The sequence below is a fragment of the Pedobacter sp. HDW13 genome, assembly GCF_011303555.1.
Lineage (GTDB): Bacteria > Bacteroidota > Bacteroidia > Sphingobacteriales > Sphingobacteriaceae > Pedobacter.
In genome coordinates this window covers 424,439-444,195 of sequence record NZ_CP049868.1, presented here as the reverse complement: position 1 = coordinate 444,195, position 19,757 = coordinate 424,439, and the positions used below count along the sequence as shown (strand labels likewise).

The following is a 19,757-nucleotide window of genomic DNA, read 5'->3' as shown; positions in this document are numbered from 1 at the left end:
TTTTGTCTTTCGCTGTTTTTTAACAAGTCGGCAAATCTAATTAAATTTTTAAATTATAGAACCCCTTAATTGATAATTTATTAAGATTAGTTTCTAAGATAGAATTATCGAGTCAAAATAGTCAGGGATCGGAGGCTCGAAGTCGGAGGCAGATAGGTTTTTCCTATGCAGACACTCTGGTTAAAAATACTAGTCCTGCGTCAAAGCTTTGAATACGGAAGTTTAGCCGGATACAACGCATTGCTTGGGGTGATTTGCGCCTTCTTCTCTGTGAGCTTTGCGGTTAAAGCTGTTTATTTCCTTTCCAGCACCTCAAAAGTGTAATCATATTTATTCTTTTCATCGGCCTTGTATGGCTCTGAGCTGATTACAGTCCATTCACTGCGGTCAAAATCCGGGAAAAATGTATCTGCATCAAAGTTATGATGAATCGTGGTAAGGTAGAGTCTATCTGTTTTAGGTAATGCCTGTCTGTAAATTTCGGCACCGCCAACAATAAACACTGGTTTTTCTTCTGTTTTAGTAATTGCCAATGCCTCATCCAGGCTATTTACCACTTCAACACCTTCAATTTTTAATTCTGTATCTCTTGTAATTATAATGTTTCTGCGGTTTGGCAAAGGCCTGCCCACAGAATCGAATGTTTTGCGCCCCATGATAACCGTATGGCCAGAGGTAGTTTGCTTAAAAAACTTTAAATCGGCCGGCATGTGCCATAAAAGCTGGTTGTTTTTGCCAATAGCGTAATTTTCGCCTACTGCAACAGCTATAGATATTTTGCTCATAATTTATTAGTTAGTTCATTAGTTCATCTGATTTGATGAACTAATGAATGATGTTTTGCCTTATCCTAATACGTGGTGGGCCAATACTCTTTGTACATCGTAAACGTTTACCGATTTGTTAAACTTTTTTGAGATGCTTGGGTTTATTTCACTCGAAACCCAGATTTTCAGCTCTGCATCCAGGTCGAAAGTCCCGGCCGTTTCTACGCTAAAACGTGAAATGCTTTTATACGAAATCGATTTGTATTCTACTTTTGATCCTGTAATACCTTGTTTATCGATCAGTATTAAACGCTTATTGGTAAAAATAAACATATCTCTGATCAATTTGAAACCCATTTCAAATTCTTCGCCTTCTGTAAGAAGTAGTCCGAATTGCTGTTTTAATTCTTCCTGGCTCACTGCACCTGCATTGCCGAGGATTGCGGAAAATAATCCCATTGTTGTTTTAATTTAGATTTATGATGAGAATAATTGTATTAAATTTTTTTTGACATAGTAGTTAACATCACCTCTGTAAAACGTGTCAATTGTTTTAATAAGCTGGGTATGGCTATACCGCTACTATACCTTTAATATGAGGATGTGCCTCATAGTTTTCAAGCGTAAAGTCTTCAAACTTAAAATCGAAGATGCTTTTAACATCCGGATTGATTTTCATGGTTGGAAGTGGTTTAGGTTCGCGGCTTAATTGTAGGTTGGCCTGTTCGATATGGTTATTATATAAATGTGCATCGCCAAGGGTGTGGATAAAATCGCCGGCCTGTAAACCGCAAACCTGCGCTACCATCATGGTTAATAAGGCGTATGAGGCAATGTTAAAAGGTACGCCCAGAAAAATATCTGCACTGCGCTGATACAGCTGACAGCTTAATTTACCATCGGCTACATAAAATTGAAAAAAAGCATGGCATGGAGGCAAGGCCATATTTTCGATCTCGGCTACATTCCAGGCCGAAACAATAATGCGACGCGAATCGGGATTGTTTTTGATTGTGTTGATGATATTGGTAATCTGATCAATGTGCTGCCCATCAGGAGTAGGCCAGCTTCTCCATTGCGAGCCATAAACCGGTCCCAGGTTGCCGTCTTCATCCGCCCACTCGTCCCAAATGCGTACGCCGTTATCTTTAAGGTATTTAATATTGGTGTCGCCAGTTAAAAACCAGATCAGTTCATGTATAATAGATTTTAAGTGCAGTTTTTTGGTGGTGACCATTGGAAAACCGTCTTGCAGGTTAAAACGCATCTGGTAGCCAAAAACACTGATTGTTCCTGTTCCTGTACGGTCGTGTTTTTGTGCGCCGTTATCCAGCACATGCTGCATTAAATCTAAATACTGTTTCATACTATTCTGATAATTTACAAATATCTAAAATTTATCATTGTCAGTGGTTTTTAGTTTTCTACATAATGTAAATTTTAAACAATAAATTTTACTTGTTTACTTTTGCCTATTTTGTATACAACATCGTATGTTTGCGTCGGAACAATATTTGACTTTGGGTGGGAAATCTCAAATCTCAAATCTCAAATCTCAAATCTGCATGCTAGCTTTCCCCAACGCAAAAATAAACCTTGGCCTAAACATCACCGAAAAACGGGTAGACGGTTATCACAATCTGGAAACTGTGTTTTATCCTGTACAAATTAAAGATGCGGTAGAAATTGTGGATGCAGCGACAACTTCCTGTAAAGTTCATGGTATTGATATTCCGGGAGATGCAAACGATAACCTTTGTTTAAAAGCCTATCATTTAATTGCGGCTGATTTTGAAATTCCTGCACAGCAGATTAATCTGTTCAAAAATATTCCGGTAGGGGCAGGTTTGGGAGGAGGATCAGCAGATTGCGCTTTTGTAATCAAATTAATCAACGATAAGTTTGGTTTGGGGCTTTCGGTTTCGCAAATGAAAGGTTATGCTCGGAAGCTAGGTGCCGATTGCGCTTTCTTTATCGAAAATAAATCGGTTTATGCTTTTAATAAGGGCGACGAATTTGAAAAATGCGAAATTGATTTGTCAGCCTGGTATAAAGTTTTGGTAAAACCGCCCGTACACGTAAGCACAGCCGATGCTTATGCGCTTGTAAAACCTCAAAAGCCTTTGCAATCATTAAAAGAAATCATACATTTGCCTCCAACAACATGGGAAAATAAGGTTATCAACGATTTCGAACCATCGGTATTCGCAAAGTATCCCCAAATTCGTCAAATAAAAACCAGTTTATACGATGCAGGCGCAACATTCGCTTTAATGAGTGGTAGCGGTTCATCGGTTTTTGCAATTTTCCCCACTGCGGTTAAATTGCCTGAACTGGAACAAAACAACTTGGTTTATTACAATATTTAAATAAGGTAGAAGGTTAAAAGGTAAAAGGCATAAGGTCTTGATACCCGATACTCACTATCTGGAGCTGACAACATGAACATCAATCTGATCCGCAAAAGCGGTAAATTTAATTTTGAAGCAGAAAACGAGAGCGGTTTTACTGTAGAATTGGATGCAAAGGCTGCTATTGGTGGCGAGGGCAAGGGATTTAGACCAATGGAGATGCTTTTAATTGGTTTAGGTGGTTGCAGTGGTATAGATATGGTTAACGTACTTACCAAGCAAAAAGAACCTTTAAACGATATTAAAATTGCCATCAACGCAACGCGTAAGGACGAAGAAATGCCCCCGATTTTTGATGTAATTGATATCAACTTCGAGCTTTTCGGCAATTTAAGCGAGGCCAAGGTACAAAGAGCACTCCAAATGACCTTCGATAAATACTGCTCGGTATCGAATATTTTAGGCCGGTCGGCAACCATTAACTTTACTTATAACATCAATAAATAGCATAACCGGGTGTTGAAGAGAACATATTAGGTAGCAAGTATTGAGTATCAGGATGAGTTTTCTGTACTTGATACTAAATACTTGCTACCAAAGTACCTTGAATACCCAAATCTTAATCACAATGAAATCTGAAAATTTTGAAACCATAGCTATACGCACTCAAACCGAAAGAAGTTTACATAAAGAGCATTCGGCACCAATTTACCTTACTTCGAGTTATAAGTTTGATGATGCGGAAGAAATGCGTGCTTTATTTGCCAACGAAAAAGAGGGGAATGTATATAGCCGTTATTCAAATCCAAATACATCAGAGTTTATCGAAAAAATGTGCCTGTTAGAAGGAGCAGAAGATGGTTTTGCCACTGCAACGGGGATGGCAGCTATTTTCACCACTTTCGGGGCTTTCTTAAAAAGTGGCGATCATATTGTTTCCAGCCGCTCAGTTTTTGGTTCTACTCACCAGTTGTTAACCAATGTGTTTTCGAATTGGGGTGTAACTTTTGATTATGCCGATTTAGATAAACCTCAGGATTGGGAAGGTCTGATTAAGCCTAATACCAAAATGATCTTTGTCGAAACCCCTTCTAATCCAGGTATCGATATTATTGATCTCCAGTTTTTAGGTGATCTGGCCAAAAAACACAATACCTTACTGGTAGTTGATAATTGTTTTGCTACGCCTTACCTGCAACAACCCATTCAGTTTGGTGCACACATTTCTATTCACTCTGCTACAAAGTATATCGATGGACAAGGGCGCGTATTGGGTGGTATTGTTTTAGGTAGCAAAGCACTGATTGCCGAAGTGGTAGGTTTTGCCCGTCACAGTGGTCCGGCTTTATCGCCGTTCAGTGCATGGATTTTGTCTAAAAGTTTAGAAACTTTGGCTATCCGCATGGACCGCCATTGTGAAAATGCATTAAAAGTAGCCGAATATTTAGAAAAACATCCGAAAATTAAACTGGTGAAATATCCGTTTTTACCTTCGCACCCACAGTACGAAATTGCCAAAAAGCAAATGAAACAGGGTGGTGGAATTGTAACCATTGTGGTTGATGGCGGTATTGATGCAGCCCGTAAATTTATGGATGGTTTGCAAATGTTCTCGATCTCGGCAAATTTGGCCGATACACGTTCGATTGCAACACACCCGGCAACCAGTACGCACAGTAAACTTACTGAAGAGCAACGCAACGAAGTAGGTATTGAGCAGGGATCTATCCGCTTGTCAATCGGTTTAGAACATATTAATGATATTTTAGCTGATATTGAGCAAGCTTTAGCTTAGGTTCTACTAAAAAATAAATAAGTAAAAATGGAGATGTTTTTTAGCATCTCCATTTTTGTTTTGTATTGAGCCTGTTATTCGTATTTCGAGAAATCTACTGCAAATATGCAACGGTTAACCTGACTGCCATTGTTAGCACCGGCATTGGGTTCAAATTCGGTTAAACTCCATAAATATCCGTATTGGGCTTCAAAGTATAGAGATTCAGCTCCGTATGGCCACCTGTATCTCACAGTGTTGGTATCGCCGTCTGTATATCTGGCTAAACGGGCAGTAGATCCATACGACTCGCTTGGCGATCCGGTGCAAGAAAGCCAGGTTCTGTTGCCTTTTCTAAACACGCCTTGTATGCCATGTGCATGGTCTGAAGCAAATAAACTGTTTTTAGGGATTACGGTTTGAATGCCCGAGTCTTGCAGTTCGCCCGATGTGTTGATCGGAAATCCGAAAATTTTGGGTACAATCGATGCATCTGCGCTACCTGCGTAGTACTGGCCTGTCCATAACTGGTTGTTTTCGTAATTTACCTGAACTGTAGAATAGGGGTCAGCATCATTAATTTTATAGTAACCTACTTGCGGAAGTATATAACGGTAATTAAAAGCATATAGGTTGCCGCTTGCATCCTTGCCGCATTTACTGTCGGTGCCGGTTCCTGTAGTTACTTCAATAATTTTATCTAAATCAAATACCCTTAATCCAAGGCTGGTACTACTTAAATAAACTTTGCCGTTAAAGTAGGCTATTCCGCCGGCATGCACATTTAAAGGTGCATAAGCGCCATATTGCGTATAATCTAAGGTGCCGGTAGGAAGTGTGGGTTGTACCAGTAAAATATGTCTGTAAGTTAAATAAGTGGCCGAACTTGGGCTGATATCGATAAGGGTTATTCTCGATCCTTTGCTTTCTGCAGCATCTTTGGCATACCAGCTAACCAGCAAATAACGCACACCGTTTCTGGAGAAACCGGCAATTCCCTGTGGGCGCCATATAGACGTGGTTTCATCATCTTCATTCCACCTTATACCGCGAACCCTATTTTCTTCAGGGATATTAAAACCATATACTTCTGTATAAGCACTGCCGCCAATGGCCACACGGTTTTTATCAACCTGTGTTGGGTTTAAAAAAGTAAAACCGTTATTGATGTAAGCCGATGTATTGGTGTAAGCATTAACACTGGCAGCAGCACTGGTTTCTGCTGCTGTAGCCATGAGACTGTTTTTCTTTTGATTTGTTGTGCTGGCTTTTTCTTCAGTTAACGTGTTCTTTTGACAGGAAACTGCAAATAAGCACGAAGCTAATAGTAACAGGAGGATGTTTTTCTTCATGATTTTCTTTAAAATTTAATTGGTTTTAAAAGGTTGTTAGGGTTAAAAACTAGGCATGTAAAACTTGAACAAGTTAAAATGTATATATAAACTTAAAAATCAGGGGGTGTTAAGGATTGGTTATGTTTAACCTATTTTCCTCGAAAAAACTATATTTGATGAATCATCAAAATGTTACCTCAATGAGAATAAAGAATTTCAGTGCACTGCTGGGCTTAGCCCTTTTTTTTATAACCAAATCTAATTTTGCCCAGGAGCTTAGCATGCTTCCCCAGCCCGAATCAGTTAAAACGCTACAGGGTAAGTTTGTTTTCTCGGGTAGTACGGCCATTGTTGGTAATCAGGATAGTGTTTTTGCGATTGCTACTCAGGAAGTTAAGCTTTTGAAGAAAGATAGGGCAAGTGGGGTAAGCAATAAGCTATTGTTTGTAAAAGATGCCAGTTTAAAACCAGAAGCTTATCGCTTACAGATTAATCCTAAACAAATAACCATTGCCGTTAGCGATAAATTGGGTGCTTTTTGGGCTGTGCAAACACTAAAGCAATTGGCAGGAGCGAATGCATTTAAAACCAAAAATACCTGGACTTTACCTGCGCTAGAGATAAAAGATCAACCTAAATTTTCATGGCGGGGTGTACATCTTGATGTTTCTCGCCATTTTTTTGATATGGCTTATCTACACCGCTTTATCGGCAGGCTTTCGTTTTATAAGTTTAATAAATTCCATTGGCACTTAACCGATGATCAGGGTTGGCGCATCGAAATCAAAAAATACCCTGAGCTTACAACAGTTGGGGCCTGGAGAAAATTGAATAACCAGGATTCAGCATGTTTAAAACTGGCCGAAACCAATCCCGATTACAAACTACCCGAAAAGCATTTCAAGGTAATTAACGGAGAAAAATTGTACGGTGGTTTTTATACCCAGCAGGAAATCAGGGAGCTGGTAGCCTACGCCAGCGCTAAGGGGATTGAAATCATTCCTGAAATTGATATGCCGGGCCACATGCAGGCGGCCACCAGGCAGTTTCCGTGGTTAACCTCAACAGGTTCAGTGCAAAAGGAAAAGAGCTTTACCGATCCGATTTGTCCCTGCAAGGAAACAACGTTTGAATTTGCAGAAAATGTTTTTAAGGAAGTTGCACAGCTGTTTCCTTCAAAATACATCCATTTAGGGGCAGATGAGGTTGAAAAAAGCAGCTGGAAGAATATTCCGGAGTGTGAGTCTTTGATGAAACGCGAGAACCTGAAAAGCATTGACGAGGTGCAGAGCTACTTTGTTAAACGGATGGAAAAATACTTCAATAGCCTAGGTAAAAAACTAATTGGCTGGGATGAAATTTTAGATGGCGGTGTTTCGCCAACGGCTACCCTGATGTATTGGCGTACCTGGGTACCAACAGCACCCAAACATGCGGCAGAAAAAGGGAACTATGTGATTATGACGCCTGGTGAATATTGTTATTTCGATGCCCAGCAAGATGCACATTCGCTGCAAAAAGTATATGGATTTAATCCAACTGGTTTTGGTCTTAATGCAAACGAACAACAATATGTTTTAGGTGGGCAGGCTAACCTCTGGACAGAATACATCCCGTCTGAGCAAAGGTTAGAGTATATGCTTTTCCCTCGTTTGCTGGCCATGTCTGACGTTTTATGGGGGCATCAGCAAAATTTCGAAACCTTTAGCCGGAAAATGGATCAGCAGTTTGCAGTTTTGGATGCCATGCACATCAATTACCGCTTTACCGATCTTAAAGGCTTTGCCGAAAATAATGTTTTTCTAAAATCGGCCTACCTCAATATCGAAGCGCCTAAAAATGCTGTTGTGCATTATACCACCGATGGAAGTACGCCAAAAATCGGATCTCCAAAATACATCAAACCCATTAATATCGATAAAACGCAAACCGTAAAAGCTGCCATATTTGGAGCTAACGGCAGGATGGGTGATGTTTTTACGGCCAATTATGTGCAAACCGATTACGTTGATGCCATATCGCTTAATCATCCAAAACCGGGTTTAAATTTTAGCTACTACCCTAAATTTTACAAGGTGGTAAACTTAATAGCAGAAGCTGATAAAACGAAAACTGCAACCACAGCTGCTATCGAAATTCCGGTTGAAGATAAAGCCGCGAGTTTTGCTACACGCCATAAAGGATTCTTTTACGCAGCTGAAGACGGTATTTATTCGTTTTTTCTTCGTTCTGACGATGGCAGTGTGTTGAAAATACAAAACAAAACCCTGGTTGATAACGATGGAATGCATTTTGCAATCGAAAAATCTGCTCAAATAGCGTTAAAAAAAGGCTATCATCCTTTTGAACTCTTGTTTCTCGAAGGTGGCGGTGGTTATACCCTGCAGTTAGAATATAGTATGGGTTCATCGAAACGCAAAGCCGTTTCTGCAGCTGATTTTGCTGTGGAATAATGGAGTGCTAAACATAAAAAAGCCGAATTTCTAAAAAATAGCCATGAACGATTTAGAATTTATTCTTTCTGAACTCAAAAATATTAGCGAGCCTGAATATTTGAAGAAAATGGCCCATTTTGGGATCGATATTTCCAAAGCTTACGGAATCCGGGTGCCAAACATCCGGAAACTAGCCAAACAGATTGGTAAAGATCAGGAGCTGTCGTTGTTGCTTTGGGAAACGGGTTTTCATGAAGCACGCCTGCTGGCCACTTTTATTGGCGATTATAAACAGGTCACAGTATCGCAAATAAACGCCTGGACAAACGATTTTAGTTCCTGGGATATATGTGATCAGGCTTGTGGAAATCTTTTCGTTAAAACGCCTTATTTTAAGTCGAAGCTATTGGAGTTTACGCAAGCCGAACCAGAATTTGTAAAACGTACGGGTTTTGTGCTCATAGCCGAAGCTGCGGTTCACCTTAAAAAAGAGCCCAACGAAACTTTCCTGGCTTTTTTGCCCGTCATTGAGCGCGAAGCTTACGATAACCGCAACTTCGTTAAGAAAGCCATTAACTGGGCGTTAAGGCAAATTGGAAAGCGAAATGCATTCCTGCATGAGCATGCCATTCAAACGGCAAATAATATCCTGGCTCAGAATAATAAAAAGGCAAATTGGGTGGCTTTAGATGCTTTGAGAGAACTGAACAGCGATGCGGTATTGGCCAAAATCAATAAAGACTAAAGCTTAAGGACCAAAGACTAAAGATACCAAAAGTGCACTCCAAACGCTAGCTGCTTATTTGGTGGACTATTTAAAGCGCTTTACGCCCAACGCTCTCCACCCTCTGCTCAGTCACTTCTTATCCTACATCAATGCACAGGTGGTGGCGTGGTATTAACTTTGTATCATAAACAAGAAAGGAAATTTATGTCACAGTTCATTTTGCACAAAGAAAACACCCGCGGTCATGCTAATCATGGCTGGTTAAATGCACACCACTCATTCAGTTTTGCTAACTATTACAATCCTGAAAGAATGCACTTTGGCGTGTTAAGGGTTTTAAATGATGACTTGATAGCTGGTGGAATGGGCTTTGGTGCTCACCCACACGATAATATGGAAATCATTACCATTCCGTTAGCTGGTGCAATTGCCCACAAAGATAGCATGGGGAATTCGGCGGTAATTAAAAACGGCGAAATACAGGTAATGAGTGCCGGTACAGGCGTTAGTCATAGTGAGTTTAATGCCAATGCCGACGAGGAGTTGAATTTATTGCAGATCTGGTTGTTTCCGAACAAGAAAAACGTTACGCCACGTTACGATCAGAAAACTTTGGAAGTTGCTGCCCGTCACAATAATTTTCAGCAAATCCTGTCACCAAATGCCAGCGATGACAACGTATGGATCCATCAGGATGCCTGGTTCTCCTTAGGTAAATTTGATGCCGGATTTGAAACCGAATACAAAATCAAAAAAGCTGGAAATGGTGTTTATGCTTTTGTAATCAATGGCGAGGTAACCATCAACGGTCAAACGTTAAGCAAACGCGATGCTATCGGTGTTTGGGATACAGATGTCATTAGCTTTCAGGCGAACAGTGCAGATGTTGAAGTGTTGTTGATGGATGTTCCGATGGAGCTGAACTAATTTAGAACAATCGTCATTTCGATCGTAGCGGAGAAATCTTTAGGTAGAGAGTAAAGGTTTCGCTTAATATGCGGTCGGAATGACGATTTGTTTTTTGTAGCAATGATGAGTTAAAATCTAAAAAAAACAATTATGCAAACTACTATACTTTACATCGGGAGGGATGCCGAAATTACTGTTGTGATGGATCGCTTACTCAATGCCAGGCCGGTGTGGAAGGGCATTTGTGTTTGTGCCGATGAAGAAGCAATTGCCATTTGCGAAAAACAAACAGTGGATTTGGTTTTGCTGGGAAACGGTATAAACCCTGAATGCGAAAAAGTATTAAGGACGAAACTTACCGCGCTTCAGCCCGGCTTAAAAATCATCCAGCATTATGGTGGGGGTAGTGGGTTGTTGTATGGAGAAATTATGTCGGCGCTAAATTCGTAAAAGAGAATTTCGTCATCTCGACTGGAGCGCAGCGTAATGCTGCCCGTACAGGCGGGGAGAGATCTTTAATTAGATTTCTCAACTCCGTTTCACTCCGCTCGAAATGACGGTTTATTTTTAAAAGATTTAGCTGACATTAACTAATGTAGTCTCTATCCTCATCACTCAACTCCTTTTTATTTCCCGTCGGCTGATTTTTTCGCTCAATCTCATCATCATAACTGCTTATTGTTTTTCTTGGCCTGCCCACAACAAAGCCGATAATGAAACCAATGATAATGCAGACACCAATAACCAAGAGTTTAGATACCGGAATGGTGGTAACCAAAAAGTCGAAATCTACAGGCTCGGTATTCACCATTAAAAAAATGGTTAGCAATGCCGTTAAAATAATAATCGAAATTGTTTTTGTACTCATGGTTTAAAAGCTATAATTGAATGAAAACTCTAATATCGGATTTTGATTGTAAATCTGATTAACAAAAACCAATCTTGCTCCTAAATCTACAACAGGCTGATAGCGCAAAAGGTTTACGCTGGTGTTTAATTCAACGCCATAGGTTTTAGGATCGTTAAACGTTGTGCCCTTGCCAATGTTCTCGTAGTGGCAAAATAAACCCGCCCTGAAATTACGTACATAAGCCAATGGGCCAAGTTCCCAATCCGGAAAGGCAAATGGAAAGCGGTAGTTCAAAAGCAAGCTGTTTTGCAATTTACTTTTTGCCTGGATATTGTTATAGCCGTACACCGTTGCAATTTCGGTAGCGTACTGGTTTACGCCTGTTGCTTTTTGATAATTGAAGCTCGCCAGAACAGAATGATTTTTGGCCAGGCCGGGGAAATATAGAAAACTTTCCAGCGCTAGTATTTCACCTTTCAGATTCTGATCAAACGGCTGGTGGTTATAGGTAAGCCTGAAAACCTGAGCCCACTTTGGCGCAATGTCTCTCTCGGTAGTGCGCACACTGTGGTTAAAAGTAAAATTGTATTCCATCGGAAATTTGAGTTCGCTGATAAAGTTAGTGGGCATGTTCTCGGGCATGTAACGTTGCGTAAAACTGGTAGCTGCATTCAGCGTAAAAGCGTAGTTCTCATTGCGTGCATTAAACGAAAGCGGGAGCGATGCATTCAACTTGATATAGTGTTCGCGCCAATCACCTTGCTGTACCGCATTTTTAGCACGGTAGAACGTTCGTTTTGGTCTGTTTCGATACAGAACGCTTAATACAGGATAAAGTGCTTTATAGCTAATATCTGCCGTGTATTCAAAACGCTTTAAATCGCGGTGATATTTTGCCCCGGTATAAAAGTCCATTGTGTTTAATAAATTGTTCGATTCGAGTTGCAGGCCAAAAATGTACTCGTTATCTATAATCGGAATAATACTGTGAACACTGAAAAGATTTAAGGCCGTTCGGTAGCGTTTAGCTTGGTAAGTGCTATCGGGAATGTTTTCGAAAACATTGCCAGTCTGTTCTTGCTGCTCTGCCGCTGCTGCAAAATCTACAAAGGCATTTTCTTCTACAGGTTTTTCTTCAATCTGTTTTTCGGCAATTTCATACCCGTTGATTTTGTAATCGTTAAAAACCATTTTTCCGTCGCTGGTTTCGCTTGGGTTAAAGGCGCCATATTTAGATGCACTTAACGCATTTATTTTTTTAGTGGCAATGTCGATATCGTAAATATTATCGATACCATTGAAGTGCGCGTTGAAAGCAATTTTGTCGTCAATAAAAACCGGTCTGCTCAATTGTTGCCGGCTGTTTTGAATTAACGCAGTTTTTTGTTCACCATCTATCAGACATAAATTTTTTCCTTTTTCAGTAACGCCGATATAGGTAATCTTTTTTCCGGTCTGATCGAAAGACGGCGTTTGGATAATTTCGTTTTCCGGATTAGGATGACTTTTTAAAATTTGCCCGGTTGTAGCATCAAGCTCTACCAGATTAAACTGGTTGTTCAGCCCAACACTGGCTGCCACAATTTTTTTTCCATCGTGAGAAAGGCTGGGAGAGAAGAGGCGGCTTTTACTGCTTAATTTTTTGAATTTTTTAGTCTTCAAATTGTATGAACAGATTACGCTATAGCTGCGTTGTTTGTAGCGTGGATCATAACGGATTTCATCCCAAACCAGAACATCATTTTTTAAGCTAAACCAAGGCTGTTCTTGATAGCCAATTCCGAATAATTTTTTCTCCGTTTGATCTTCGTTTATAATCACAAAATAACGAACATCTGTTTTGCTTTCCTTAAGCGCTAAAATTTGTTTTGGATTGATGCGTGTCGGTAAAAAATAGCTTGTGGCTAAAGCTGTTTTTTTATTCAGACTTGGATAGCTTTCTGTAGCCGATTTTTCTTCCTGCATTTTCCACTTCTCAGTAACCTGATCTTGTACCGATAGAAAATATTTTCGGGTGTTGGTTGCTGTGAATTTTTTTAAGCTGTTCGAAAAAGGGTAAGGTCTGACCGGTCTTTTCCTGATGTCGCCAAGCAAGCTGTCGGAAATGAATTGCCCGTATTTTTCTTTTAGGTTGGCCACCATCAAATAACCGGTTTGGTAGTAGCCCGGGGTAACGTCTTTGTTCGATCCGAAATAGGCTTTACTATAGCTAATTTTTTTGCCTTCCAAAAGTGAGGTACGGTAAGGCATGATCCAGTTGGGCTGGCGGCCCCGGCCCGAGTAGGTTAGTGCGGTCTCGTTCACAACGGCATCACCTTCGAAAAACCAGGTGGGAATGCCTGCGCCAAAGTAAGCGAAGTACACCAGCTCGGGGAAGGGGTGTGCTTGCGTTCCTGTCAATTTGTCAAACTGTGCAATGTGTCTAAGCTCATGTACTGCGAGGTTGTTTAGCCAGTCCTGACTATCGAAAAACTGCGGAGGAGTAGCATAGAATTCAGACTTCTTCGGAGCCAGCTGAACAAAGCCATTGGCCACTGTTCCGCGGTTCTGTAGCACAAGCGGAATACTGGTTTTTTGCTGCCTTAAACCCAGTCCTATTTGAGGGTAGATATAGGGTAGGGTATTGGCCATTCTTTGGGCTTCTTTTTCGAGTTCCTGGGGATAGATGATTTTAAAGCCTCCTGATAAAATGTAGTTCCATTTTACACTAAGTGGGTTTTGTGCAGTGCTGAAAATCTGCCCAAAAACTGATGGTGAAATAAAACTTAAGCTAAATGCACTTAAATAGCTGATAATTAATTTTTTGTTTGACTTTTTTAAATTCATTTAAATTCTTTGCTAAAATATTTAGTATTTCAAAAATTTCAAGTAGTCCGAATTGTTAATTTTTAATTTAACTATTGGTGTTTAAAATATTGATTTTTAATTATTAATGATTTTAACTTAAATCTATTAAATATTGTTTTAATTGAAAAATTTTTCAAAAAAATATGCTTTAATTGGTGTTATTAAAGCATTTTGTTTCTATTGTAATTTGACGGTTTAATTTACACTTATTAATCGATTTTCTTCAAAAATTTTTCACCCTATTTTGAAAAATGTATAGCTGTTAACGGAGTCTTCTGATTGTGAACAGTCTAAAAAATCAGCGTAAATATGGTGAGAATGCAAGTGTTTTTAACGGTAGATTAACGGTGTTTGGCTATCGGTTTACCTGGCCGTTTTAGACTTGATTTCGGTTTGAGAGTAGGCATTTTTGGTATTGTGATGCTACCCAATTAGCCTGGTTTTTACCTGGTAATTCAGTCTTGTTTTTTGCTTTTTGTAAGTGGTGCCGGAATTTGTTTTTCAGATTGTCGAGTAGGTTGATGACAAAATGTCTTGTGTTTTTGATTTGTAATTTAACTTTCATTTTTGATTTGTAGTCAAACTCTTCGAGTTGAAGCCCCGGTTTTTTAAGGCGATTTGGTCTTTTCGTTAAACAGTTTTTAATACTCATTTCGACCCTTGATTAGGGATTTTTATCCAAAAAATACATCGATTTTCTTGCTTCAAAAAGCTAGGTGCGAGGTGAAATTGTATGCTTTTTGCCTGTTTTGAAGCGAGGAATTAAGCGAAATTTCAATTTGTAAGGCAATTTCCTTGCGATATTCACCGTACGAGAGGGTTTTGCTGTGTTTTTTAATGGGCGGGTATTTTTGGGGTAAAAAGTGCCATTATTGCTGTTTAAATTGTGTTTTTGACTGGTTTTTATACTTTTTAGCCAATGGGTGGGTTTGCATAGTTTTTAAAGCAATTATTGATAAAACTTCTTTTGTAAAGGCAATAAATAGCTTGTTTCTATGCTGTGGTTTGAGTGATTTTCTAACTCATGATTGACTCTTTTTTATCATGAGAAATGATTTTTGATCTGCTAAATAATACCATTTCGCTTAAGGGTTTTTTATTGATCTTTTGCTAGCTGCTCTTTTAATTTTTCTATGCTGGGCATTTTGAAGTAACCGATGTGCTTTTTGTTTTCTGTCTTTTGGTTCAAAAATATGTGGTTTTTACTTTCGTTTTTATAGCTCAAAATGTCTTTTTATTTCAGGAAAATGTTTGTAAACCACCTGGGTGTTTTACAGGTTTTATCCTGTGAAATTGGCTTATGTTTTGGTGTTTTTTTTGTGACTTTTTGTGTTGGTTTTATCCCTGATTTGTTTTGTTTTTTTTGCTTTGTTTCAAGTGTTAATATGATCTAATTTTTTGCTTTCTATTGGTTGGTGGTTATTATGTTTTTTAGTAGTTTTTGGTGCTCGATTTTATGATGGTATTTTCAGTTATTTTGATGTAATATATCGGTTAGTAAAATAGGCTTTTTTAGAACGAAGAAATTGTATTCTGTCTAGCCTTTTTTTAATATTTATCTGAATATCATTTGCTTCTTTTGAGGCTATTTTGTTTTAGATTTTCATTTTTTTTAGTTTAATAATATCCTTGGTTTAAGGCGTCTCTTGTCATTAGTTATGATCAGGTAATGGGAGGGAATTTGGTTAGTTTTCGGTACTGACTGTTGCTCTTATTTGGAAAGCAGAACAACTTATTAATTGGTAAGAGAAGTATACGGCTATCTTGAATTAGTAATTGTTGCTTCGCCATTTTTTTAATCCATTTGGTAAAGTATTTAGGAGAATGTTATTCTTTTTCAAGGCTACTTATCTCCGGTTTAGTTTCCTCTTTTTTTGAGTTCTGTCTTCTTTTTTTAACACCTATTCTGCTTAGGAAGTGGATTGTTAAAGTTAATTGTTGCCTTATCTTTTGCGTTACTAGTGTGCGTGTTTACGCGGTTTATTTGTTGGAATGTTGATCGTCTTTTTCCCTGCTAGGCGTGTTCTTGTTATCCTATAGGCGCGTAGATCAAAAGCATGTTTTTAGCTCAATGGGTTACTTAGATTTGGCTCTGGTTTTATGTGTTGACAATTAGTTAGTTCATTTAAACTCGGTTGATTTGGGTTTACTGTGTTAGAAATTTTTTCTTAGCGAGAGGCATCGTTTCTTCAGTGTTGCAAGATTCTAGCCGTTAAAAATTATATTGAATTTTCCCGCAGATTTTACAGATTCATACGCAGATTTAAGTAGATCTTATGGCTATAATAGACCTATGTTTTTTGGTTTCAATAGTAGTTTGTTTGGCGCAAATCTGATTAGGTTTTTGATCTTTTTTCTTCTCAGCTTAGTAGAAATTACCTTGTCGGATCCGTAGGGTTCTTATCTGTATTCTTTGGGATGCATTGGTTTTTTTGACTGTCTGTTGCTTCTTAAATTTATGCTCGTATTAGCACAAATCCAGCAGGAACTAGTCAGCTAAACCAATAGGAATATATTTCTTTTGTATAAAGCTCGGGGAATGGGTTGAGACGAAAACCGGCATTAAATCTGTTTAAGATTCAAGGCATGCGAGCAAATATGAAGATAATAAGCGTTGTTGCGCCCGGTAACTACAACTTGTTTTTTCGCTTTTTATAGATCGGATAAAGGAAGATAGCTCCCAGGATAATGGTTGCACCGATGTAAAATCCACCGGTCATCTGTTCCTTATTCTGAAAGAAAATGAAGGCCAGTAAGATCCCGTAAACAGGTTCTAAATTGGTAATTAATGCAACCCTGAAAGCCGATAAAGTGCGCATTACCGATACGCCGGCTACATAGGCAACCGAGGTGCAAAGTGTACCTAGAAGTGCTAAATAGAACCAGTCGCTGGTGCTTAAATTAAAGTGCATACTCAACAACGATCCGTCGTACAAACGGTATAAAGTGATCCAGAAAAGGCCGCCAAGCAATTCGTAAAAACCAATAATTGAAGGCTCGCTTTTTTGAACCAGCGTTGAATTGATGATCGAAAAAAGACTCGAGGCTACTGCTGCAAGTAATCCGAAAATAATGCCTAAAGTATACTGACCTTCAAATTTAAAGATCATATAGATGCCTAAAATAATCAGCAGACCAATAAAAATATCTCCTGTTTGTATCGGTTGTTTTTTAATTATCGGCTCTAAAATAGCGGTAAATAAAGTGAAGGACGAAAGGCAAACCAAGGTTACAGAAACGGTGGAGACCTTAATGGCATGAAAGAAAAATATCCAGTGGATAGCTACAATTGCGCCGGTTAAAAAGAACTGGATAAATTGTGTTCTGGTAATTTTAATGTTCTTCCTTGTGATTAAAAACCAGGCAAAAAGTGTAGCTGCTGCAATTAACACCCTGTACCAAACCATGGGGACAGCATCGATAGAAATTACTTTTCCTAATACACCTGTAAAGCCCCAAACAAAAACAGTAAGATGGAGGATGAGCAGGTTTTTTTTGGTTGCTTCCATTGTTATTTCGGTGCTTTTCTAAGCAGGTAAAAGCCTAGTAAGCCGAAAAATATAGTAGGCATAATTACCGCTGCAAAGGGAGGCAAACCTCCCTTGGTAGAGAACATCTGTGTAAACTGGTTAAATACGATGTAAGCGAAGCTAATGAAGATTCCGATACCTAAAGATACTCCGACACCTCCACGCACTTTACGTGAAGATAAAGCCACGCCAATCAGGGTAAGTACAAAGGCCGAAAGTGGGTGCAGATAACGTTTATATTTTTCAAACTGTAGATCGTTCATAACGCCTGTTCCGCGAATCTTTTCTTTTCTGATCTTATCCGACAATTCTTTGGTAGTAAGATTTTGCACCACGTTATCATAGGCTGAAAAATCGTCCGGGCGCATATCTAATATCGTATCTTTAAGCTTGCCGTTGCCGTAAATCATCGTCTCTTTGAGCCCTTCAATCTTACGGATGGAGTAATTTGTTAACTGCCATTTGCGCTTAAGCGAGTCCCATTTTATATTCTCGGCAACAATCTTTTTGGTTAGTACATCGCCACTAAAATTATCCAGTGAAAAACGGTAACCTGAGTTGGTTTTGTTGTCGAAATTATCAATGTAGATATAGGTTTTATCATCCAGTTTCATGTGGATGTTGGATTTTGTTGAAGGATCGTTACGCTTTACGTATGTGTTTTCGAAGCGGTTTTTTAAGGTATTGGTATAAGGTAAAATGTAGAGATTGGATAGCAAGTTTGCCGAGAAAATGATGCTTGCTGAAACCAGATAAGGGAATAAAAACCGGTTAAAGCTTACTCCACCACTTAATATCGGTACAATTTCTGTTTGATCGGCCATTTTAGCTGTAAAGAAGATTACCGCAATAAAATTGATCAGCGGCGAGAGCATATTTACGTAAAAGGGGATAGATCCTGCATAATATTTAGTTAGGATACCCCAGAAACTAAGCCCGCTCTTCATAAAATCGTCCATCTTTTCAGAAAGGTCGAACACTACAATTATGATCACAAAAATGGCCAGTGTATATATAAATGTACCCAGGTATTTGCCGATAATGTACCGATCTATAATTTTAATGTTGCCTTTGATGATGTTCATTTTATAGCTTATTGCCTAATATTTTAACCATTTTGTTTTTCCACTCGTAGAATTCGCCTGCAATAATCTTCTCTCTGGCCTGTTTTACCAACCAAAGATAGAAATGCAGGTTATGTAAGGTTGCAATCTGTGCGCCCAACATTTCATTACTGTGTACCAGGTGCCTTAAATAAGCTTTGGTAGTTACCTGATCGGCATGCAGATCGCTTTCCGCATCAAGAGGAGAAAAATCGTTCTCCCATTTTTTGTTCCTGATGTTGATTATTCCATTTCTGGTAAAAAGCATGCCATTTCTTGCATTTCTGGTTGGCATTACGCAATCAAACATATCTATTCCCAGAGCAATGTTCTCTAATATGTTAATCGGAGTGCCAACGCCCATTAAATAACGTGGTTTCTCGGCTGGTAATATATTGCAAACCACTTCTGTCATGGCGTACATTTCTTCTGCAGGCTCGCCTACCGATAACCCCCCTATGGCATTGCCCTCTCGGTTCATACTGGCAATAAATTCGGCCGATTTAATCCTTAAATCTTTATATACCGAGCCCTGAACAATAGGGAAAAGTGTTTGATCAAAGCCGTATTTAGGTTGGGTATTATCAAAATGAGTACAGCAGCGCTCTAACCAGCGGTGCGTCATTTTTATAGAGTTTGCGGCGTAAGTGTAATCGCATGGATATGGAGTACACTCATCAAAGGCCATAATGATGTCGGCACCAATGGTGCGCTGGATATCCATGGCATACTCGGGCGTAAAAAGGTGTTTCGAACCATCAATATGCGAATGGAAAGTAACACCTTCTTCTTTAATTTTACGTACTTTACTTAAAGAATACACCTGATAGCCACCGCTATCGGTTAAAATCGGACGGTCCCAGCCAATAAATTTATGTAAACCGCCTGCTTTTTCCAAAATATCAAGTCCTGGTCTTAAGTATAGGTGGTAGGTATTTCCAAGAATGATTTTTGCGTCAATATCATCTTTAAGTTCGCGCTGGTGTACGGCTTTAACCGTTCCGGCGGTGCCCACAGGCATAAAAATAGGGGTTTGTATTTCGCCATGGGCAGTTGTTACTGTTCCGGCCCTGGCTTTGGATAGTGGATCGTTAGCCTGTAAACTAAATTTCATAATGTATTTTTCTCGT

The 19,757-nt window shown here is 39.2% G+C and carries 17 protein-coding genes; 7 read left to right on the top strand and 10 right to left on the bottom strand.

Features of this window, described 5'->3' with window-relative positions:
- Positions 1-293 precede the first annotated feature (293 nt).
- The 3 genes from G7074_RS01890 to G7074_RS01880 form a co-directional block, all read right to left on the bottom strand.
- Complete coding sequence (locus G7074_RS01890; RefSeq protein ID WP_124561302.1) at positions 294-785, bottom strand: dihydrofolate reductase; 492 nt, start codon at positions 783-785, stop codon at positions 294-296.
- Positions 786-845: 60 nt separating this feature from the next.
- Positions 846-1,226 carry a PH domain-containing protein gene (locus G7074_RS01885; RefSeq protein WP_124561301.1) on the bottom strand — a complete coding sequence of 127 codons (381 nt, stop codon included), beginning with the start codon at positions 1,224-1,226 and terminating at the stop codon, positions 846-848.
- Positions 1,227-1,338: 112 nt separating this feature from the next.
- The gene (locus G7074_RS01880; protein ID WP_166206475.1) at positions 1,339-2,133 is read right to left on the bottom strand and encodes a thymidylate synthase; all 795 of its coding nucleotides are present in this window, start codon (positions 2,131-2,133) and stop codon (positions 1,339-1,341) included.
- Between the two features lie 199 nt (positions 2,134-2,332).
- On the opposite strand from G7074_RS01880, the gene ispE reads away from it, so the two are divergent.
- The 3 genes from ispE (at position 2,333) to G7074_RS01865 (ending at position 4,913) form a co-directional block, all read left to right on the top strand.
- Complete coding sequence (ispE, locus tag G7074_RS01875) at positions 2,333-3,136, top strand: 4-(cytidine 5'-diphospho)-2-C-methyl-D-erythritol kinase (RefSeq protein ID WP_124561299.1); 804 nt, start codon at positions 2,333-2,335, stop codon at positions 3,134-3,136.
- Between the two features lie 72 nt (positions 3,137-3,208).
- A complete protein-coding gene (locus G7074_RS01870; protein WP_124561298.1) occupies positions 3,209-3,625 on the top strand; it encodes an OsmC family protein in 417 nt (138 codons plus the stop codon).
- A 121-nt stretch (positions 3,626-3,746) separates the two neighbouring features.
- Positions 3,747-4,913 (top strand): PLP-dependent aspartate aminotransferase family protein, encoded by a 1,167-nt coding sequence (locus G7074_RS01865; RefSeq protein ID WP_124561297.1) that lies wholly within the window; start codon positions 3,747-3,749, stop codon positions 4,911-4,913.
- Positions 4,914-4,987: 74 nt separating this feature from the next.
- On the opposite strand, the gene G7074_RS01860 is transcribed toward G7074_RS01865, so the two are convergent.
- On the bottom strand, positions 4,988-6,244 hold the full coding sequence (locus G7074_RS01860; protein WP_166206472.1) for a hypothetical protein: 1,257 nt from the start codon (positions 6,242-6,244) through the stop codon (positions 4,988-4,990).
- 182 nt (positions 6,245-6,426) lie between these two features.
- Between G7074_RS01860 and G7074_RS01855 the strand changes: the two genes are divergently transcribed.
- From G7074_RS01855 to G7074_RS01840, 4 genes are all read left to right on the top strand, one after another.
- Positions 6,427-8,679 carry a family 20 glycosylhydrolase gene (locus tag G7074_RS01855; protein ID WP_166206469.1) on the top strand — a complete coding sequence of 751 codons (2,253 nt, stop codon included), beginning with the start codon at positions 6,427-6,429 and terminating at the stop codon, positions 8,677-8,679.
- A gap of 43 nt (positions 8,680-8,722) precedes the next feature.
- On the top strand, positions 8,723-9,406 hold the full coding sequence (locus tag G7074_RS01850) for a DNA alkylation repair protein (protein WP_124561294.1): 684 nt from the start codon (positions 8,723-8,725) through the stop codon (positions 9,404-9,406).
- A gap of 186 nt (positions 9,407-9,592) precedes the next feature.
- Positions 9,593-10,315: a pirin family protein gene (locus G7074_RS01845; protein WP_124561293.1), complete on the top strand. Its 723-nt coding sequence runs from the start codon at positions 9,593-9,595 to the stop codon at positions 10,313-10,315.
- Between the two features lie 132 nt (positions 10,316-10,447).
- The gene (locus G7074_RS01840) at positions 10,448-10,747 is read left to right on the top strand and encodes a hypothetical protein (protein WP_166206466.1); all 300 of its coding nucleotides are present in this window, start codon (positions 10,448-10,450) and stop codon (positions 10,745-10,747) included.
- Between the two features lie 136 nt (positions 10,748-10,883).
- Here G7074_RS01840 and G7074_RS01835 read toward each other — a convergent pair whose 3' ends face one another.
- The 6 genes from G7074_RS01835 to tgt all read right to left on the bottom strand — a co-directional run bounded on the left by G7074_RS01835 (position 10,884) and on the right by tgt (position 19,741).
- Positions 10,884-11,165 carry a lipopolysaccharide assembly protein LapA domain-containing protein gene (locus G7074_RS01835; RefSeq protein ID WP_124561291.1) on the bottom strand — a complete coding sequence of 94 codons (282 nt, stop codon included), beginning with the start codon at positions 11,163-11,165 and terminating at the stop codon, positions 10,884-10,886.
- A 3-nt stretch (positions 11,166-11,168) separates the two neighbouring features.
- On the bottom strand, positions 11,169-13,973 hold the full coding sequence (locus G7074_RS01830; protein WP_124561290.1) for a hypothetical protein: 2,805 nt from the start codon (positions 13,971-13,973) through the stop codon (positions 11,169-11,171).
- A 397-nt stretch (positions 13,974-14,370) separates the two neighbouring features.
- The gene (locus G7074_RS01825) at positions 14,371-14,646 is read right to left on the bottom strand and encodes a hypothetical protein (RefSeq protein WP_166206463.1); all 276 of its coding nucleotides are present in this window, start codon (positions 14,644-14,646) and stop codon (positions 14,371-14,373) included.
- Positions 14,647-16,624: 1,978 nt separating this feature from the next.
- Positions 16,625-17,503, bottom strand: a complete 879-nt coding sequence (locus G7074_RS01820; RefSeq protein WP_166206460.1) for a DMT family transporter — start codon at positions 17,501-17,503, stop codon at positions 16,625-16,627.
- A gap of 2 nt (positions 17,504-17,505) precedes the next feature.
- Positions 17,506-18,609 carry an LptF/LptG family permease gene (locus tag G7074_RS01815; RefSeq protein WP_124561287.1) on the bottom strand — a complete coding sequence of 368 codons (1,104 nt, stop codon included), beginning with the start codon at positions 18,607-18,609 and terminating at the stop codon, positions 17,506-17,508.
- Between the two features lies 1 nt (position 18,610).
- Positions 18,611-19,741: a tRNA guanosine(34) transglycosylase Tgt gene (gene tgt, locus G7074_RS01810; protein WP_124561286.1), complete on the bottom strand. Its 1,131-nt coding sequence runs from the start codon at positions 19,739-19,741 to the stop codon at positions 18,611-18,613.
- Positions 19,742-19,757 lie beyond the last annotated feature (16 nt).

Bases quoted from the DNA above. Each gene is read 5' to 3' on its own strand.
- G7074_RS01870 (WP_124561298.1), top strand. From the start codon at position 3,209: ATGAACATCAATCTGATCCGCAAAAGCGGTAAATTTAATTTTGAAGCA.
- G7074_RS01820 (WP_166206460.1), bottom strand. From the start codon at position 17,503: ATGGAAGCAACCAAAAAAAACCTGCTCATCCTCCATCTTACTGTTTTT.
- tgt (WP_124561286.1), bottom strand. From the start codon at position 19,741: ATGAAATTTAGTTTACAGGCTAACGATCCACTATCCAAAGCCAGGGCC.
- G7074_RS01825 (WP_166206463.1), bottom strand. From the start codon at position 14,646: ATGAGTATTAAAAACTGTTTAACGAAAAGACCAAATCGCCTTAAAAAA.
- G7074_RS01865 (WP_124561297.1), top strand. From the start codon at position 3,747: ATGAAATCTGAAAATTTTGAAACCATAGCTATACGCACTCAAACCGAA.
- G7074_RS01845 (WP_124561293.1), top strand. From the start codon at position 9,593: ATGTCACAGTTCATTTTGCACAAAGAAAACACCCGCGGTCATGCTAAT.
- G7074_RS01830 (WP_124561290.1), bottom strand. From the start codon at position 13,973: ATGAATTTAAAAAAGTCAAACAAAAAATTAATTATCAGCTATTTAAGT.
- G7074_RS01860 (WP_166206472.1), bottom strand. From the start codon at position 6,244: ATGAAGAAAAACATCCTCCTGTTACTATTAGCTTCGTGCTTATTTGCA.
- ispE (WP_124561299.1), top strand. From the start codon at position 2,333: ATGCTAGCTTTCCCCAACGCAAAAATAAACCTTGGCCTAAACATCACC.
- G7074_RS01840 (WP_166206466.1), top strand. From the start codon at position 10,448: ATGCAAACTACTATACTTTACATCGGGAGGGATGCCGAAATTACTGTT.
- G7074_RS01850 (WP_124561294.1), top strand. From the start codon at position 8,723: ATGAACGATTTAGAATTTATTCTTTCTGAACTCAAAAATATTAGCGAG.
- G7074_RS01835 (WP_124561291.1), bottom strand. From the start codon at position 11,165: ATGAGTACAAAAACAATTTCGATTATTATTTTAACGGCATTGCTAACC.
- G7074_RS01815 (WP_124561287.1), bottom strand. From the start codon at position 18,609: ATGAACATCATCAAAGGCAACATTAAAATTATAGATCGGTACATTATC.
- G7074_RS01890 (WP_124561302.1), bottom strand. From the start codon at position 785: ATGAGCAAAATATCTATAGCTGTTGCAGTAGGCGAAAATTACGCTATT.
- G7074_RS01855 (WP_166206469.1), top strand. From the start codon at position 6,427: ATGAGAATAAAGAATTTCAGTGCACTGCTGGGCTTAGCCCTTTTTTTT.
- G7074_RS01885 (WP_124561301.1), bottom strand. From the start codon at position 1,226: ATGGGATTATTTTCCGCAATCCTCGGCAATGCAGGTGCAGTGAGCCAG.
- G7074_RS01880 (WP_166206475.1), bottom strand. From the start codon at position 2,133: ATGAAACAGTATTTAGATTTAATGCAGCATGTGCTGGATAACGGCGCA.